The sequence below is a fragment of the Sphingomicrobium aestuariivivum genome (assembly GCF_024721585.1).
GTDB classification, from domain to species: domain Bacteria; phylum Pseudomonadota; class Alphaproteobacteria; order Sphingomonadales; family Sphingomonadaceae; genus Sphingomicrobium; species Sphingomicrobium aestuariivivum.
In genome coordinates this window covers 979,641-994,592 of the sequence record NZ_CP102629.1, presented here as the reverse complement: position 1 = coordinate 994,592, position 14,952 = coordinate 979,641, and the positions used below count along the sequence as shown (strand labels likewise).

General features: G+C 67.4%; 16 protein-coding genes. 10 read left to right on the top strand and 6 right to left on the bottom strand.

Features of this window, described 5'->3' with window-relative positions:
• Positions 1–3: 3 nt before the first annotated feature.
• The 6 genes from NUW81_RS05235 to NUW81_RS05210 form a co-directional block, all read right to left on the bottom strand.
• Positions 4–678 (bottom strand): nitroreductase family protein, encoded by a 675-nt coding sequence (locus NUW81_RS05235; RefSeq protein ID WP_245111140.1) that lies wholly within the window; start codon positions 676–678, stop codon positions 4–6.
• A 40-nt stretch (positions 679–718) separates the two neighbouring features.
• A complete protein-coding gene (locus NUW81_RS05230) occupies positions 719–1,120 on the bottom strand; it encodes a hypothetical protein (RefSeq protein ID WP_245111138.1) in 402 nt (133 codons plus the stop codon).
• 11 nt (positions 1,121–1,131) lie between these two features.
• On the bottom strand, positions 1,132–1,620 hold the full coding sequence (gene bfr, locus NUW81_RS05225) for a bacterioferritin (RefSeq protein WP_245111135.1): 489 nt from the start codon (positions 1,618–1,620) through the stop codon (positions 1,132–1,134).
• A gap of 109 nt (positions 1,621–1,729) precedes the next feature.
• Entirely contained in the window at positions 1,730–1,939 is a 210-nt protein-coding gene (locus NUW81_RS05220) for a (2Fe-2S)-binding protein (RefSeq protein ID WP_245111133.1), read from the bottom strand.
• A gap of 51 nt (positions 1,940–1,990) precedes the next feature.
• Complete coding sequence (gene purL / locus NUW81_RS05215) at positions 1,991–4,204, bottom strand: phosphoribosylformylglycinamidine synthase subunit PurL (RefSeq protein ID WP_245111131.1); 2,214 nt, start codon at positions 4,202–4,204, stop codon at positions 1,991–1,993.
• Between the two features lie 90 nt (positions 4,205–4,294).
• Entirely contained in the window at positions 4,295–4,678 is a 384-nt protein-coding gene (locus tag NUW81_RS05210; protein ID WP_245111128.1) for a hypothetical protein, read from the bottom strand.
• Between the two features lie 102 nt (positions 4,679–4,780).
• On the opposite strand from NUW81_RS05210, the gene NUW81_RS05205 reads away from it, so the two are divergent.
• The 10 genes from NUW81_RS05205 to NUW81_RS05160 all read left to right on the top strand — a co-directional run bounded on the left by NUW81_RS05205 (position 4,781) and on the right by NUW81_RS05160 (position 14,951).
• Positions 4,781–5,080: a hypothetical protein gene (locus NUW81_RS05205; protein WP_245111126.1), complete on the top strand. Its 300-nt coding sequence runs from the start codon at positions 4,781–4,783 to the stop codon at positions 5,078–5,080.
• Entirely contained in the window at positions 5,077–5,856 is a 780-nt protein-coding gene (locus tag NUW81_RS05200) for a motility-associated ABC transporter substrate-binding family protein (protein WP_245111123.1), read from the top strand. Before NUW81_RS05205 ends, NUW81_RS05200 begins: the two co-directional genes overlap by 4 nt.
• 280 nt (positions 5,857–6,136) lie before the next feature.
• Positions 6,137–6,628, top strand: coding sequence for a division/cell wall cluster transcriptional repressor MraZ (locus tag NUW81_RS05195; protein ID WP_245111120.1), 492 nt, complete (start codon positions 6,137–6,139; stop codon positions 6,626–6,628).
• On the top strand, positions 6,625–7,557 hold the full coding sequence (gene rsmH / locus NUW81_RS05190) for a 16S rRNA (cytosine(1402)-N(4))-methyltransferase RsmH (protein WP_245111117.1): 933 nt from the start codon (positions 6,625–6,627) through the stop codon (positions 7,555–7,557). The genes NUW81_RS05195 and rsmH overlap by 4 nt, the downstream gene beginning before the upstream one ends.
• Positions 7,554–8,147, top strand: coding sequence for a hypothetical protein (locus NUW81_RS05185; protein WP_245111114.1), 594 nt, complete (start codon positions 7,554–7,556; stop codon positions 8,145–8,147). Before rsmH ends, NUW81_RS05185 begins: the two co-directional genes overlap by 4 nt.
• On the top strand, positions 8,144–9,853 hold the full coding sequence (locus tag NUW81_RS05180) for a peptidoglycan D,D-transpeptidase FtsI family protein (RefSeq protein ID WP_245111111.1): 1,710 nt from the start codon (positions 8,144–8,146) through the stop codon (positions 9,851–9,853). The genes NUW81_RS05185 and NUW81_RS05180 overlap by 4 nt, the downstream gene beginning before the upstream one ends.
• Before the next feature lie 4 nt (positions 9,854–9,857).
• Positions 9,858–11,273 carry a UDP-N-acetylmuramoyl-L-alanyl-D-glutamate--2,6-diaminopimelate ligase gene (locus NUW81_RS05175; RefSeq protein ID WP_245111109.1) on the top strand — a complete coding sequence of 472 codons (1,416 nt, stop codon included), beginning with the start codon at positions 9,858–9,860 and terminating at the stop codon, positions 11,271–11,273.
• Positions 11,270–12,661, top strand: coding sequence for a UDP-N-acetylmuramoyl-tripeptide--D-alanyl-D-alanine ligase (locus tag NUW81_RS05170; protein ID WP_245111108.1), 1,392 nt, complete (start codon positions 11,270–11,272; stop codon positions 12,659–12,661). The genes NUW81_RS05175 and NUW81_RS05170 overlap by 4 nt, the downstream gene beginning before the upstream one ends.
• The gene (gene mraY / locus NUW81_RS05165; protein WP_245111106.1) at positions 12,661–13,731 is read left to right on the top strand and encodes a phospho-N-acetylmuramoyl-pentapeptide-transferase; all 1,071 of its coding nucleotides are present in this window, start codon (positions 12,661–12,663) and stop codon (positions 13,729–13,731) included. The genes NUW81_RS05170 and mraY overlap by 1 nt, the downstream gene beginning before the upstream one ends.
• The gene (locus NUW81_RS05160; protein ID WP_245111102.1) at positions 13,728–14,951 is read left to right on the top strand and encodes a Mur ligase family protein; all 1,224 of its coding nucleotides are present in this window, start codon (positions 13,728–13,730) and stop codon (positions 14,949–14,951) included. Before mraY ends, NUW81_RS05160 begins: the two co-directional genes overlap by 4 nt.
• Position 14,952 lies beyond the last annotated feature (1 nt).

The following is a 14,952-nucleotide window of genomic DNA, read 5'->3' as shown; positions in this document are numbered from 1 at the left end:
GCGCTAGAGCCAGCTCATGATCCGGTCGAGCGGTTTCTTCCTGGCGGCATGGAGGGGGGTGGTGGCATCGGGCGTGGGTAGGCCCGCGACGATGATCATCACCGGTTTCTCGGACGCGGGCCGCTGGCAGATGTCGCGCAGGAAGCCCATCGGCGAGGGGGTGTGCGTCAGCGTCGCCAGCCCCGCCTGGTGGAGCGCGGTGATGAGCAGGCCGCAGGCGATGCCGACACTCTCGGTGACATAGTAATTCTGCTTTTCGTCGCCCTCCTCGGGGCCGCCCTTGCGCTGGCCGAACACGACGATGAGATAGGGCGCGGTCTCGAGGAAGGGCTTTTCCCAGTCGGTGCCGATGGGGGCCAGCGCGCCGAGCCACTCCTCGCCCGCCTTGCCCTCGTAGAAGGCGCGTTCCTCGGCCTCGGCGGCCTCGCGGATGCGGGCCTTCACATGCGGGTTCTCGACCACCGCGAAATGCCATGGCTGGTGGTTGGCACCATTGGGGGCGGTCCCGGCGGCGCGGATTGCTTCCTCGATGACGGCGCGCGGCACGGGCGCGTCGGAGAAGAAGCGGCAGCTGCGGCGGTCCTTCACGCTGTCGTAGAATGCGCGCGCGCGCTCCACCCGCTCGGCGGGCGTGAGGTCGGGCAGGACGGTGTAGGGCTGGGAGGGGACGTCTTTCATCGCCGGCCAGCGTAGCGGCGCGCGCGGCGGCTTGGAAGCGCTAGCGCGCCTCTTTGCGGATGACGAATTTGAGCGCCGACCAAGTGGCATCGACCGCGCAGACCTTCACGTCGACGAGGTCGGGATAGGAGAGGCCGTGATCGCGTACTGCCTCGCGGTCGAGTTCGGTGGCGAGCCCCGAGGCCTTCTTGGGCCAGCTCACCCAGATCATGCCGTCGCGCGCGAGCAGCGGCACGAGGGGGGCGAGCTGGGCTTCGAGCGCGGATTTCGAGGTGACGAAGAGGTGCGCGGCGTCGATGCCGACCTCGGGCGTGTCGAGCCAGTCGGGCACGGCGGCGATGTCGGCTTCGATCTGTCGCTGCACCCCGGCCGGCATGGCGGGCGCATAGATGCGCATGCCTTTTCCGTAACCGAGCTTGGGGCCGAGCGGGGTCTCGCTCACGGGCGTCGCGCTCAGCCCTCGTCGGCGGGCTTGGACTGGAGCTGGATGAAGTTCTGGATGCCCATCCGCCCGATCATTTCCTGATAGGTCTCGAGCGTGTCGAGATGCTCTTCCTCATTCTCGAGGATCTCGGCGAACAGGTCGCGCGAGACATAGTCGCGCACCTTCTCGCAATGTTCGATGGCGTCACGCAGGAGCGGGATGGCCTCGGCCTCCAGGTCGAGATCGGCCTGGATGACCTCTTCGACCGTCTCGCCGGTGCGGACCGAACCGATGCGCTGGAAATTGGGATGGCCGTCGAGGAAGAGGATGCGCTCGGTGAGCCTGTCGGCATGCTGCATCTCCTCGATCGATTCCTTGCGCTCGAAGGCGGCGAGGCGCTCGATCCCCCAATGGTCGAGGAGGCGATAGTGGAGCCAATATTGGTTGGTCGCGGTAAGCTCGTTGGTGAGCGCCTTGTTGAGATAGTCGAGGACTTGCTTGTCGTGAATCTTGGCCATGGCGCTTCTCCCGCGAATGTGGGGCGAGCATAGGCGTCGCGGCGGCGGGCGGCAAGCGCGGTTTTCCGCCGTTTTTCAGCTAATGCGACTGATTAGCAGTGGCGCGGGATCAGGCCGCGGCGACGTCGCTCGGGGGGAGGAGCTTGGCGCGTTCGCAGGCGACGAGCGCGTCGGCATGGTCCTCGCAACCGCCGCACTGGAACTGGCAGCCCAGCGAACGATAGGCGGTCTCGGCATCGGGGCAGCCCTTGGCAGCGGCTGCGCGGATGTCCTTTTCGCGAATCAGGTTGCAGTGACAAACGACCATGCCGATTGTCATGCCGCTAATGCGAATGATTTGCAATAGTAAAGGCCGGGGCGGGGTCGCCGCCTAGAGTTCGCTCGCCATCAGCGTGGGCAGGAAATGCTCGTTCGCCTCGCGCAGTTCGGACAGCAGGATCGCATCGCCGAACAGCTGGAGGCTGTCGCCGCCCGAGGTGCCGAGCGGGGTCATTTCGAGCCCGTGCTTGCGGCCCGCTTCGGCGACCGCGGCGAAGTCGTCGGCGGCGACGACATAGACGCCCTGGTGCTCGCCGAACCAGAATTCGGGATCGGTGGTGTCCCAGCCGAGCGTGAAGCCGGTGTCGCCCGCCAATGCCATCTCGGCCATGGCGACGAGGATGCCGCCGTCGGAGACATCATGGACCGCGCTGACAAGGCCGTCGTGGATGAGGCTGCGGACGAGGTCGGCGGCGGCTTTTTCCGCGTCGAGATCGACGCGCGGGGGCAGGCCTTCCTTGCGCTCGTGCACGACCTCCAGCCAGCGCGACTGTCCGAGCTGGGCGGGGTGGGTGGTGTCGCCGATGGCGATGAGCTGCTGGCCGGGCTTCAGCGCGATGGTCGCGCTCTTGTGCCAGTCCTTGATGATGCCGACGCCGCCGATGGCGGGGGTGGGCAGGATGGCCGAACCGCCGCCAGTGGCCTTGCTCTCGTTGTAGAGCGAGACGTTGCCCGAGACGATCGGGAAGTCGAGGGCGCGGCAGGCCTCGCCCATGCCCTCGAGACAGCCGACGAACTGGGCCATGATCTCGGGGCGTTCGGGGTTGCCGAAGTTGAGGCAGTTGGTGACCGCGAGCGGGGTCGCCCCGACCGCCGAGATGTTGCGATAAGCCTCGGCGATCGCTTGTTTGCCGCCCGTGACAGGGTCGGCGTAGCAGTAGCGCGGCGAGCAGTCGGTCGTGATGGCGAGCGCCTTGTCGCTGCCATGGACGCGCACCAGCGCGGCGTCGCCGCCCGATTTCTGCACGGTGTCGCCGCCGACCTGTGAGTCGTACTGCTCCCAGATCCAGCGGCGGCTGGACAGGTGCTCGGAGGCCATCAGCTTGATCAGGTCGCCGGCAAGGTCGGTTGCCTCGGGCACCTCGCCCAAGGGCTCGATCTTGGCCCAGTCGCGATAGTCGTCCTGGCTGAGATGCGGGCGGTCATATTCGGGGGCCTTGTCGGCGAGCGGGGCGAGCGGGATGTCGCAGACCACATCGCCTTGCCATTCGAGCACCATGCGGCCCGTGTCGGTAACCTCGCCGATGACCGCGAAGTCGAGTTCCCACTTGCGGAAGATGGCCTCGGCCATGGCTTCCTTGCCGGGCTTCAGCACCATGAGCATGCGCTCCTGGCTCTCCGACAGCATCATTTCATAAGGCGTCATGCCCTCTTCGCGCTGGGGCACCTTGTCCATGTCGAGCCTGAGGCCCGAATTGCCGTTGGTCGCCATTTCGACGCTGGAGCTGGTGAGGCCGGCGGCGCCCATGTCCTGGATGGCGACGATGGCGTCGGTGGCCATGAGTTCGAGGCAGGCCTCGATGAGCAGCTTCTCGGTGAAGGGATCGCCGACCTGCACGGTCGGGCGCTTTTCCTCGATGCCCTCGTCGAAGTCGGCCGAGGCCATGGTGGCGCCGTGGATGCCGTCGCGGCCGGTCTTGGAGCCGACATAGACGATCGGATTGCCGATGCCGGTGGCGGCCGAATAGAAGATCTTGTCGGTCTTGGCGACGCCCACGGTCATCGCGTTGACGAGGATGTTGCCGTTATAGGCCTTGTCGAAATTGGTCTCGCCGCCGACGGTCGGCACGCCGACGCAATTGCCATAGCCGCCGATCCCCGCGACCACACCCGCGATGAGGTGGCGCATCTTGGGATGCACCGGATCGCCGAAGCGCAGCGCGTTCATGTTGGCGACGGGACGCGCGCCCATGGTGAAGACGTCGCGCAGGATGCCGCCGACGCCCGTCGCCGCGCCCTGGTAGGGCTCGATGTAGGACGGGTGGTTGTGGCTCTCCATCTTGAAGATCGCCGCATCGCCGTCGCCGATGTCGATGACGCCGGCATTCTCGCCCGGACCCTGGATGACCCATTCGGCCTCGGTCGGCAGCTTCTTCAGGTGGAGCTTGGAGGATTTGTAGGAGCAATGCTCTGACCACATCACCGAGAAGATGCCGAGCTCGACGAGATTGGGCTCGCGCCCGAGGCTGTCGAGGATGATCTGGTATTCGTCCTCGGAGAGGCCGTGTTCGGCGACGACTTGCGGGGTGATGGCGGTCTCGGTCATGGGGGCTCGTCTAGGCGGAAGTGGGGGATAAAAAAAGCCCCTCGGCGCGGGTGCGGCGAGGGGCTCTTTCGGGTTGGTCGTGTCGCGGCCTCAGGCGGTGCAGGTGGAGCCGTTGAGGACGACCGTGTTCGAGGTCGGCGAACCGGTCATGGTCACGGTGCCATCCTCGTTGGTGTAGGGGCCACCCTCGCCCTGCTGAGTGAGCTGCATGCCGCGCTCGCCCTGCGGGGTGACGCGGGCGGTCATCTGCTCGCCGGTCTTGATCCAGTCGATCTTGAGGAGCTGGTTCGAGCCCTTGCAGCGATAGTCGTCCGAACCCACGCCCATCGGCACGGTGGCCGGGTCGACGGCTTCCGCGGCGGCCAGTTCCTCGGCCATCGGATCGTCGATCTCGTAGGTGTAGGTTTCGGGTTCGCTGTTACAAGCGGCGAGGCCGCAGGCGGCTGCGGCGATGAGGATAAGGCGCTGTTTCATGACGCGCGGGCTTCTCTCTCTTTGGCGTTGGATCGTCAAGGGTCTATCGTCGCGTGCCGAGGGGAATTGCATCGGCGCGGGCGGCGTCCTACCTATCCGCCCATGGCCGTTCACCACCAGCAGCGCATCCGTATCGGCATCACCGGTCTCGCGATCGTCTTCCTGCTCGTGCTCGTCGGCACGGCGATCCTCGGTGTGAACGCGGGAGAGGAGCGCGTCGTCATGACCGATCCCACCGAAGAGCCCGCGGCCCCCGCCGAGCCCCTGTCCGAGATCGGCGCGGCGCCGGGACAGGCGCCCGAGGCCGAGGAACAGAAGATCGAGCCGCTGCCGATCCCGATCGATCCGGCGACCGAGGAACTGATCGTCAACGAGATCGCCGTCCCGCCGGAGGCCGAATGAAGGCCGAGGCCATGAGCGGTGCCGCGCGCGCGGCCCATGCGTTGCGGATCGTGGGCGGACTGTTGTTCACGCTCGCGCTCGTCGCCTTCCTCTGGGACAGCGTTAACGAGCCGGTGGCCGAGGGGCCGCCCGTCATGATTAGCGAGGAGGACGCCGCGCCGGCGCGGGGCAAGGCCGGGCTGATGGTGCTCTCGAGCCTGCCGATGCGCTTTACCGACGGTTTCTCGCTCGAGGCAGCACCGTCGCCGCTGCATGAGGCATTGTCGCAGGAATATGCATTGGTGCCGATCGAGGCCGCGAGCCCCGAGGCGCTGGCGCAGGGCGACCTCCTGCTGATGGCGCACCCGCGCGCGCAGACGGCGGAGAATCTCGTGGCGCTCGATGAATGGGTGCGCGGGGGCGGGCGCGTGCTGCTGCTCGCCGATCCCGCCTTTGCCGGCGCTGGCGAGTTGCCGACCGGCATGGGGCCGCCGCCCTATTTCGCCGACACGGGGCTCTTGGGGCATTGGGGCGTCACGCTCGAGGGGCCGCTGACGCCGGGCGAGGCGGCGGTGGGGGGCGAGACGGGCGCGCTGCTCGTGACCGCGCCCGGGCGGCTGGCGGCGAGCGGCGAGGCCTGCATGATCCGCGACGACGGCTTTCGCGCCGACTGCCGGATTGGCGAGGGCCATGCGATCATCCTCGCCGACGCCGACTTCGCGGTGCGCGGGGATGAGGCGGGCGACGACAATCGCGCCGCGCTCACCGGCCTGATCGGGCGACTCGCGGGCGAGTGATTCGGGGCCGGAAGGCCGTTCCCACAGACTTATCCACAGGGTCCGGAGCGCCGGCGGGGCGTTCGCGGCAAATTACCCGTGTCGTCAAAGCCCGCAGAAAACCTACAGATTCCATTGCTGACCATCAGAATCCATCAAATCCCATTGTATCCCATCCTATCCTACGTTACACACAAGGTCTCAAAGTCGCCCGCTCCCGCCGCCGGTCGTTTGGCCCTGGTCCGGCCTTCGTCCCCGACCGCCGGCGGGAGCGCGGCGCACCAAGGGACGAAAAGGGGCCATGGCACTCGATCATCTTTTCCAGGGAAGCGCGGTCAACGCGGTAGACGCCAAGGGTCGCGTCTCCGTGCCGGCATTCCTGCGGAGCGTGATCGAGAAGCGCGGTGATGCCCGGACCATCGTCCTTGCCAAGCACAAGCTGTTTCCCTCGCTCGACGCCTATGACCCGGCCTTTGCCGCGCGTCGCCACGAGAAGCTCGAGCGCAAGGCCGAGAAGGTCGAGACGCAGGAAGGCTCCGAGCTCGACGCGATGATGGCCAACATGATGGCTTTCGGCGCGACCGAGGAAGTGCCCTATGACAAGACGGGCCGCATCGTCCTGCCGCCGATGATGCGGCGGAAGGGCAAGATCGAGGACCTCGCGCTGTTCATCGGGGTGGGCGAAACCTTCCAGATCTGGAACCCGAAGCTCTTCCTCGAGGATGAGCGCATCCACGAGGACATGAAGGATATCGCGCGCTTCCGGCTGGAAGAGCGGGGGGTGGAACTGTGAGCGCGCCCGGGCGCCCGCACCTTCCCGTCCTGCTCGCCGAAGTCGTGCGCGAACTGAAGATCGAGGAAGGCGACCGCATCGTCGACGGCACTTTCGGCGCCGGCGGCTATACCAAGGCGATCCTCGAGGCAGGCGCGGGTGAAGTGATCGGCTTCGACCGCGACCCCGATGCCATTGCCGCAGCCCGCGAGCGGGTGCCCGACGAGCGGCTGACGCTCGTTGCGGCGACGTTCAGCCAGATGGGCGAGCAGGTCGAGGGGCAGGTCGACGGGGTCGTGCTCGACCTTGGCGTCTCCTCGATGCAGCTCGACCAGGCCGAGCGTGGTTTTGCCTTCAAGCAGGACGGGCCGCTCGACATGCGCATGAGCCAGGAAGGGATGAGCGCGGCAGAGTTCGTGAACACGGCCCCCGAGGCCGAGCTGGCGCGGGTCATCAAGCTTTACGGCGAGGAACCGCGCGCGCGCCGTGTCGCCGCCGCGATCGTGAAGGCGCGCCCGCTGTCGCGCACCGGCGAACTGGCCGACGTGGTGCGCAAGACGCTTGGCTATCACAAGGGCATGAAGACCGATCCGGCGACGCGGACCTTCCAGGGCATTCGCATCCATTTGAACGCCGAGCTCGAGGAGCTGGAGAAGGGGCTCGTCGCGGCGGAAAAAATCCTCAAGCCCGGCGGGCGGCTCGCGGTGGTGAGCTTCCACAGCCTCGAGGACCGGATCGTCAAGAAATTCCTGCGCGAGCGGTCGGGCAATCGCCCGCAGGGCTCGCGCCACCTGCCGCAGGTCGAGGCGGGGCCGCCCGCGACCTTCGAAGAGGTGTCGAAGGCGATCGCGCCGTCGGAGACCGAGATGCTCGAGAACCCGCGCGCGCGCAGCTCCAAGCTGCGGGCGGCGACGCGGACCGATGCGCCGGCATGGGGAGCGGCGGCATGAGGGGCTTCGGATCGATCCTGTGGACGAGCGGCATCGCGGCCGCCGTGCTGGTCTGCTACCTCGTCAGCCTGCAGGTGGCCTCGAGCCGCGCCGATCTCGAGAAGGTCGAGCGGCAGATCGCGCTGACGACCCGCGAGATCCGCACGCTCGAGACCGAGATCGGCACGCGCGGTCGCCTCGCGCAGCTCGAGCGCTGGAACGTCAATTTCCTCAAGCTGTCGGCGCCGCAAGCCGACCAGTTCGCCGCCTCGGCCTATATGGTCGCGGCGATGGCGGCACCCGAACGCGGGCGCGGCTATGAAGGGCCGGTTATCCTTGCCTCGGCGCCTGCCGGGCAGGCGGCCACGCCGCGCACCGCGACCAGCGCGGGCGGCCTGGTGCACCAGGCGAGTTTTTCCACCGACACGATTTCCAAGGGTGAGGGCGAGGGGCCCACGGCGGCGCCGGAAGAGATGAACATTCCGGCGTCGCCGACTAACAAGGCGGCAGGCAAGCCGCGTGCGAGCGCTCGCATCAGCATCGCGGGCGATGACGACAAGCGCGATCCGCTCGCACCGCTGCCGGCGGGTGACGAACGGGCGGCGCCATGAACCGCCCGGTCGGCCCCGCGCTGGTGAGCGCGCCCGAACGACTGAAATTGCAGGGCCAGAAGCGACAGCTCCTGTCGATGATGCACCAGCGGCTGATGTTCGCGATGCTCTTGTTCGCCTTCGGCATCCTGACCGTGTCGGGGCGGATCGGCTATCTCGCCGTCTTCGGTGCCGAGGCCAGCAGTGGCGGCGGCGGGGCGACCTTTGCCGCCGCGCGCGGCGATATCGTCGACCGCGACGGCCAGCCGCTCGCGCGCACCATCGAGGCGTGGACGGTGGCGGTGCAGCCGCACAAGGTCATCGGCAACAAGCTCGACCTCGCGCGCGACCTGGCAGCGCTCATGCCCGAGAAGGACGAGGCGGATTATTACGAGCTGCTCACGGGAACGCGGAAGTTCGCTTACTTGCAGCGGCGCGCGGGGCCGCGGCTTGTCGAGGCGGTCAATGCGCTGGGCGAGCCCGGCATCCAGCTGACCCGCGAGCCCGACCGGCTCTACCCGCAGACCGCGCTGGCCGCGCATGTGATCGGCTATACCGATGTCGACGGCAAGGGCGTGGCGGGCGCCGAGGCGGCCTTCGACGAGCGCCTCGCCGATGCGAGCGCCAACCGCGAGCCGGTGCAGCTGTCGATTTCGGCACCGGTGCAGGGCGCGCTGCGCGCCGAGCTCGCGGCGGCGATGAGCGAGTTCGACGCGATCGGCGCGGCGGGCGTCATCATGGACGTCCATACGAGCGAGATCATCGCGCTTGCCAGCCTGCCCCAGCTCAATCCCAACGTGGCGGGACAGGGCGGGGCCGAGGCGCGCTTCAACCGCGCCGCGCTCGGGGTTTACGAACTGGGTTCGACCTTCAAGCCCTTCACCGTGGCGATGGGGCTTGAGGAAGGGCAGATCCGCTCGATGGGGCAGATGTACGAATGTCCCGGCAGCTGGGAAGTGGGGCGCCGCCGGATCAGTGACACGCACCCCTTCGACCGTCCCTGCTCGGTCGCCGAGATCATGATGGAAAGCTCGAACGTCGGCACCGCGCAGATCGCGCAGCGGCTCGGCGGCACCAGGCAGAAGCAGTATCTCGAAAAGATGGGCTTCACCCGGAGGCTCGATTACGAGCTGCCCGAGCGCGGTCGCCCGCTGACGCCCAAGGAATGGAGCGAGATCGCCACCGTCACCGTCGGCTATGGCCATGGTATCGCGGTGACGCCGGTACACCTTGCCTCGGGCTATGCCACGCTCTTCAACGGCGGCCTCTATCGCAAGCCCACCGTCCTCAAGGTCGGCCCCGACCATCCGGTGGAGCGGGGCGAGCGGGTCTATTCCGAGCGGGTGTCCGAACAGATGCGCGCGCTCTTGCGGCTGGTCGTCACTCATGGCACGGGCAAGAAGGCCGATGCGCCGGGCTATCGCGTCGGCGGCAAGACCGGCACCGCGGAGAAGATCGTCAACGGGCGCTATTCCAAGCGGTTGGTGGTCAACAGCTTCGCCGGCGTGTTCCCGATCGACGAGCCGCGCTACGTGATCGTGGTGATGCTCGATGAACCCAAGGGCACAGAGGAAACGTTTGGTTTCCGCACCGCCGGCTGGAACGTCGCCCCCACCGTGTCGAAGACCATCGCGCGGGTGGCGCCGATGCTGGGGGTGCGGCCCGATACGGGGCGCGAGCCCGACATGGGGCAGGTGCTGCCCTTTGTGAAAGAAGACGAGGAGTGACGATTTGCGCCTGTGCGACCTCGCCGGAAGAGCGAGCGATACCAAGGTAACCGGCTTTGCCATCGACCATCGCAAGGTGGTGAAGGGCAATATCTTCGGTGCGTTCCAGGGCGCGGCCGTCAACGGCGAGGACTTCATTCCGGCCGCCATCGAGAAAGGTGCGATCGGCGTGATCGCGCGCCCTGAAGCCAAGGTCGAGGGCGCCGAGCATATCGCCAGCGATGATCCGCGCGCCTTGTTCGCCGAGGTGGCGGGGCGTTTCTATGCGCCCTATCCCGACCGTGTCGTGGCGGTGACGGGGACCAACGGCAAGACCTCGACCGTCGAGATGACGCGCCAGCTGTGGCGAATGATGGGGCATCGCTCGGCCTCGATCGGCACCTTGGGCGTGACGACGGCGGAAGAGCAGGTGAAGACGGGGCTGACCAGTCCCGACATCGTCACCTTCCTTCACAATATGGCGGGCCTCAAGCGCATGGGGATCAGCCATGTTGCGTTCGAGGCGTCGAGCCACGGGTTGGACCAGCATCGCGTCTCGGGCGTCCCGGTCGAAGCCGCCGCCTTCACCAATTTCAGCCGCGACCATCTCGATTATCACGGCACGATGGAGGAATATTTCTCCGCCAAGATGAAGCTGTTCGAGGAACGGCTCATCCCCGGCGGCACGGCGGTGGTGTGGACCGACGATCCGGCCTCCGACGCGGTGATCGCGCTGGCCAAGTCGCGCGGCCTCAAGCTGATGACGGTCGGCAGCCGCGGCGAGACGATCCGCATGGGCGAGCGCCGCGCCACCCCGCTGGGGCAGGCGATCAGCGTCACCCATGACGGCGAGACGCGGCTGTTGAAGCTGCCGCTGATCGGCGCCTACCAGGCGGCGAACGTGATGGTCTCGGCGGGGCTCGCGCTGGCGACGGGGGCGAGCTGGGGCAAATTGTTCGAGGCGATGGGACGGCTGTCGCCCGTGCGCGGGCGGCTCGAGCGCGCGGTGATCAGCAGCCGCGGCGCGCCCGTCTATGTCGATTATGCGCATACGCCCGACGCATTGGAGGCGGCGATCGCGGCGCTGCGCCCGCACGTCGAGGGCAAGCTCATCACCCTGTTCGGGGCGGGCGGTGACCGCGACAAGGGCAAGCGCGCGCCGATGGGGCAGGTCGCGGTGGAGCATTCGGACGTGGTCATCGTGACCGACGACAATCCGAGAAGCGAGGACCCCGCGCGGATCCGCGCCGAGGTGCTCGAAGGCGCGCTTGGCGCGATCGAGGTCGCCGACCGGCGCGCGGGCATCGCCCATGCGATCAGCCTTGCGGGCGCGGGCGATATCGTCCTGCTCGCGGGCAAGGGGCACGAGCAGGGACAGATCGTCGGCGACCATGTGCTGCCCTTCGACGATGTCGAGGTGGCACGGGAGTGCGCGGGATGATGAGCAAGCAGCCGCTCTGGACCGCCGACGAGATCACTGCCGCGACCGGTGGCAAGGCCACGGGTGACTTCGAGATTTCGGGGGTCGCCTTCGACAGCCGAGAGGTGGAGGACGGCTTCCTGTTCGTCGCCATGCCCGGCACGGTGCACGACGGCCATGACTTCGTCGCGGGCGCCTTTGAAAAGGGTGCGGCCGCCGCGCTGGTGTCGCAGCCCGTCGAGGGGCCGCATGTGCTGGTCGACGATGTACCGGCAGCGCTCGAGGCGATGGCGCGGGCGGCGCGGGCGCGGCTTTCCGACGATGCGGTGGTGATCGGGGTCACCGGCAGCGTCGGCAAGACCTCGACCAAGGAAGCGATCGCGGCGGCACTCGAACGGCTGGCGCCGGGGCGCGTGCATCGCTCGGTCAAGAGCTACAACAACCATACGGGCGTGCCCTTGAGCCTTGCGCGCATGCCGCGCGAGGCGCTCTTCGCGGTGCAGGAAATGGGGATGAACCATAGCGGCGAGATCGCGGGACTGACGCGGATGACGCGCCCCCATGTCGCCGTGATCACCGCCATCGGCCCCGCGCATATCGAGAATCTCGGGTCGATCGAGGCGATCGCCGATGCCAAGGGCGAGATCTTCGAGGGGCTCGAGCCCGGCGGGGTGGCGATCGTGCCCGAGGAGACCGACCAGCGCGAACGGCTGGTGAAGGCGGCGCGCGGCTTTGCCGAGCGCATCCTGACGGTCGGGGGGACGGAAGGCGATGCGGCGGTCAAGCATTCGGCACCGGCGAGGTCGGGCGGGAGCCTTGTCACCGCGCGGCTGCCGGGACGGACGCTGACCTTCACCATCTCGCAGCCCGGCGATCATTGGGTGCAGAATGCGCTGACCGTGCTGACGGTGGTGAGCCAGATCGGCGGCGATGTCGCCCGCGCGGCGCTGGCGCTGACCGAGATGGGCGGGCTCGAGGGGCGCGGCGCGCGCCACCGCGTCGAGATCGAGGGCGGCGAGATCCTGCTCATCGACGAGAGCTACAACGCCAATCCGGTGAGCATGGAGGCGACGCTGAAGTCGCTCGGTGCCGAGAAGGCGGCGCGCAAGGTCGTGGTGCTCGGCACCATGAAGGAACTGGGCGACACGGGGCCGGCGGCGCATGCCGCGCTGGCAGCGCCCGTCGAGGCGGCGGGCGTGTCGCTCGCCATCCTCGTCGGCGAGGAGATGGCGCCGCTTGCCGATGCCCTCAGCCTCACCCCGATCGAGGTCGTCCACGTTAACGATGCGGCGGGTGCAACGACAAATCTGTTATCGATGATGCGACCCGGCGATGCGGTTCTGGTAAAGGCGTCCAACTCGATGGGACTTGGCAAGCTCGTCGCGAAAGTGGCAGGGGACGCGGCATAATGCTCTATATCATCGCCGAATGGCTGGGTTTCCCCGGGCCGCTGAACCTCATCCGCTACATCACCTTCCGCGCGGGCGCCGCCACCGGCACCGCGCTGCTGATCGGGCTCATTCTCGGGCCGGCCTTCATCGCCTGGCTCAGGAAGAAGCAGGGCAAGGGCCAGCCGATCCGCGCCGACGGGCCGCAATCGCACCTCGCCAAGCGCGGCACGCCGACGATGGGCGGGCTGCTCATCCTCATCAGCGTGTTCCTGTCGGTCTTCCTGTGGATGGACCTTTCGAACCGTTATGTCTGGGCGGTGCTGCTGGTGACGGCGGGCTTCGGGCTGATCGGCTTCATGGACGACTATGACAAGGTCAGGAAAGCGCATCATGCGGGGATCCCCGGCAAGGTGCGGCTCCTGCTCGAGTTCATCATCGCGGGGCTGGCGACGGCGCTGATGATCGACCTGTCAGGCACCTATCTCTATTTGCCCTTCATACAGGGGCCGGTGATGGACATCGGCTGGTTCTACATCGCCTTCGGGGCGTTTGTGATCGTCGCCTTCGGCAATGCGGTGAACCTTACCGACGGCCTGGATGGCCTCGCGACCATGCCGGTCATCATCGCCAGCGTGGCCTTCACGCTCATCGCCTATCTCGTGGGTAACGCGGTGTTCGCCGACTATCTCGGTATCCCGCACGTGCTCGGCGTGGGCGAACTCACCGTCGTGCTGCTCGCGGTGGTCGGCGCGGGGCTGGCGTTCCTCTGGTTCAACGCACCGCCCGCTGCCGTCTTCATGGGCGATACCGGCAGTCTTGCGCTCGGCGGGGCGCTGGGCGCGGTCGCCGTCGCCACCCATCACGAATTCGTGCTGGCGATCGTCGGCGGGCTGTTCGTGCTCGAGGCGGTGTCGGTGATCCTGCAGGTCTTCTTCTTCAAGCGGACCGGCAAGCGCATCTTCAAGATGGCCCCCATCCACCATCATTTCGAGCAGATGGGCTGGTCCGAGCCGACGGTGGTGATCCGCTTCTGGATCATCAGCTTCGTGCTGGCGCTGGCCGGCCTGTCGACGCTGAAACTGCGGTGATCCTATCGGAGGCCTGGCAGGGTCGGAAATATGCTGTCTACGGCCTCGCGCGTTCGGGGCTGGCGACCGTGTCGGCGCTGGTGCGCTCGGGCTGCGAGGTGGCCTGCTGGGACGACAATGAGGAAGCACGCGGGCGGGCCAATCCGTTCGCCAAGCGCGTCGACTTCGTCGCGGAGGGGCTGGCGGGATATGACAGCCTCGTCGTGTCGCCCGGCGTGCCGATCAACACGCATGTGATTGCCGAGAAAGCGCGCGAGGCGGGCTGCGAGATCATCGGCGATGTCGAGCTATTCGCGCGGGCGCGGGGCGACCTGCCGCGGCATGTCGTCGTCGGGATTACCGGCACCAACGGCAAGTCGACGACCACCGCGCTCATCGACCATATCCTGCGCGAGGCGAAGGTGCCGAGCGTGGCGGCGGGCAATATCGGCGAGCCGATCCTGAGCCTCGATCCGCTGCCGGAGGGCGGGGCCTATGTGCTCGAACTGTCCAGCTATCAGATCGACTTGACGCAGGGGCTCGATTGCGAGGTGGCGGTGCTGCTCAACATCACGCCCGACCATCTCGACCGCTATGATGGCGAGTTCGACAAATATGTCGCCTCCAAGGAGCGATTGTTCGCGATGCAGGGGGGCGATAGCGTCGCCGTCGACATGCGCGAGATCGACGTGCCGGCGGGGAGCGAGGACTGGTCGCCGTCGCTGGCGGGGCCGCACAATGCGCAAAATGCGGCGGCCGCGATCATTGCCTGTTCGGCACTCGGGCTCACCCGCGACGAGATCGAGAAGGGGCTGGCGAGCTTCAAGGGGCTCGCGCACCGGATGGAGCGGGTCGCCGAGAAGGACGGGGTCGCCTTCGTCAATGACTCGAAGGCGACCAATGTCGACAGCGTGGCGCCCGCGTTGGCCGCTTTCGAACGCATCCACTGGATCGCGGGCGGGCAGGCCAAGTCGGGCGACCTGTCAGCGCTTGGGCCACATATGGGAAATATCGTGCGCGCCTATCTCGTTGGCGATGCACAGGACTTGTTCGCCAAGGCATTGGACGGCAAGGTGGATTTCGTGAAGACGGGGACCATCGAGCAGGCGGTGAAAGAGGCGGCAGCGGCAGCGCGGCCGGGCGATACCGTGCTCCTGTCGCCGGCCTGCGCGAGCTTCGACCAGTTCAAAGACTTCGAGGCACGCGGGGAGGCCTTCCGCGCCGCGGTGGAGGCGCTCTAGC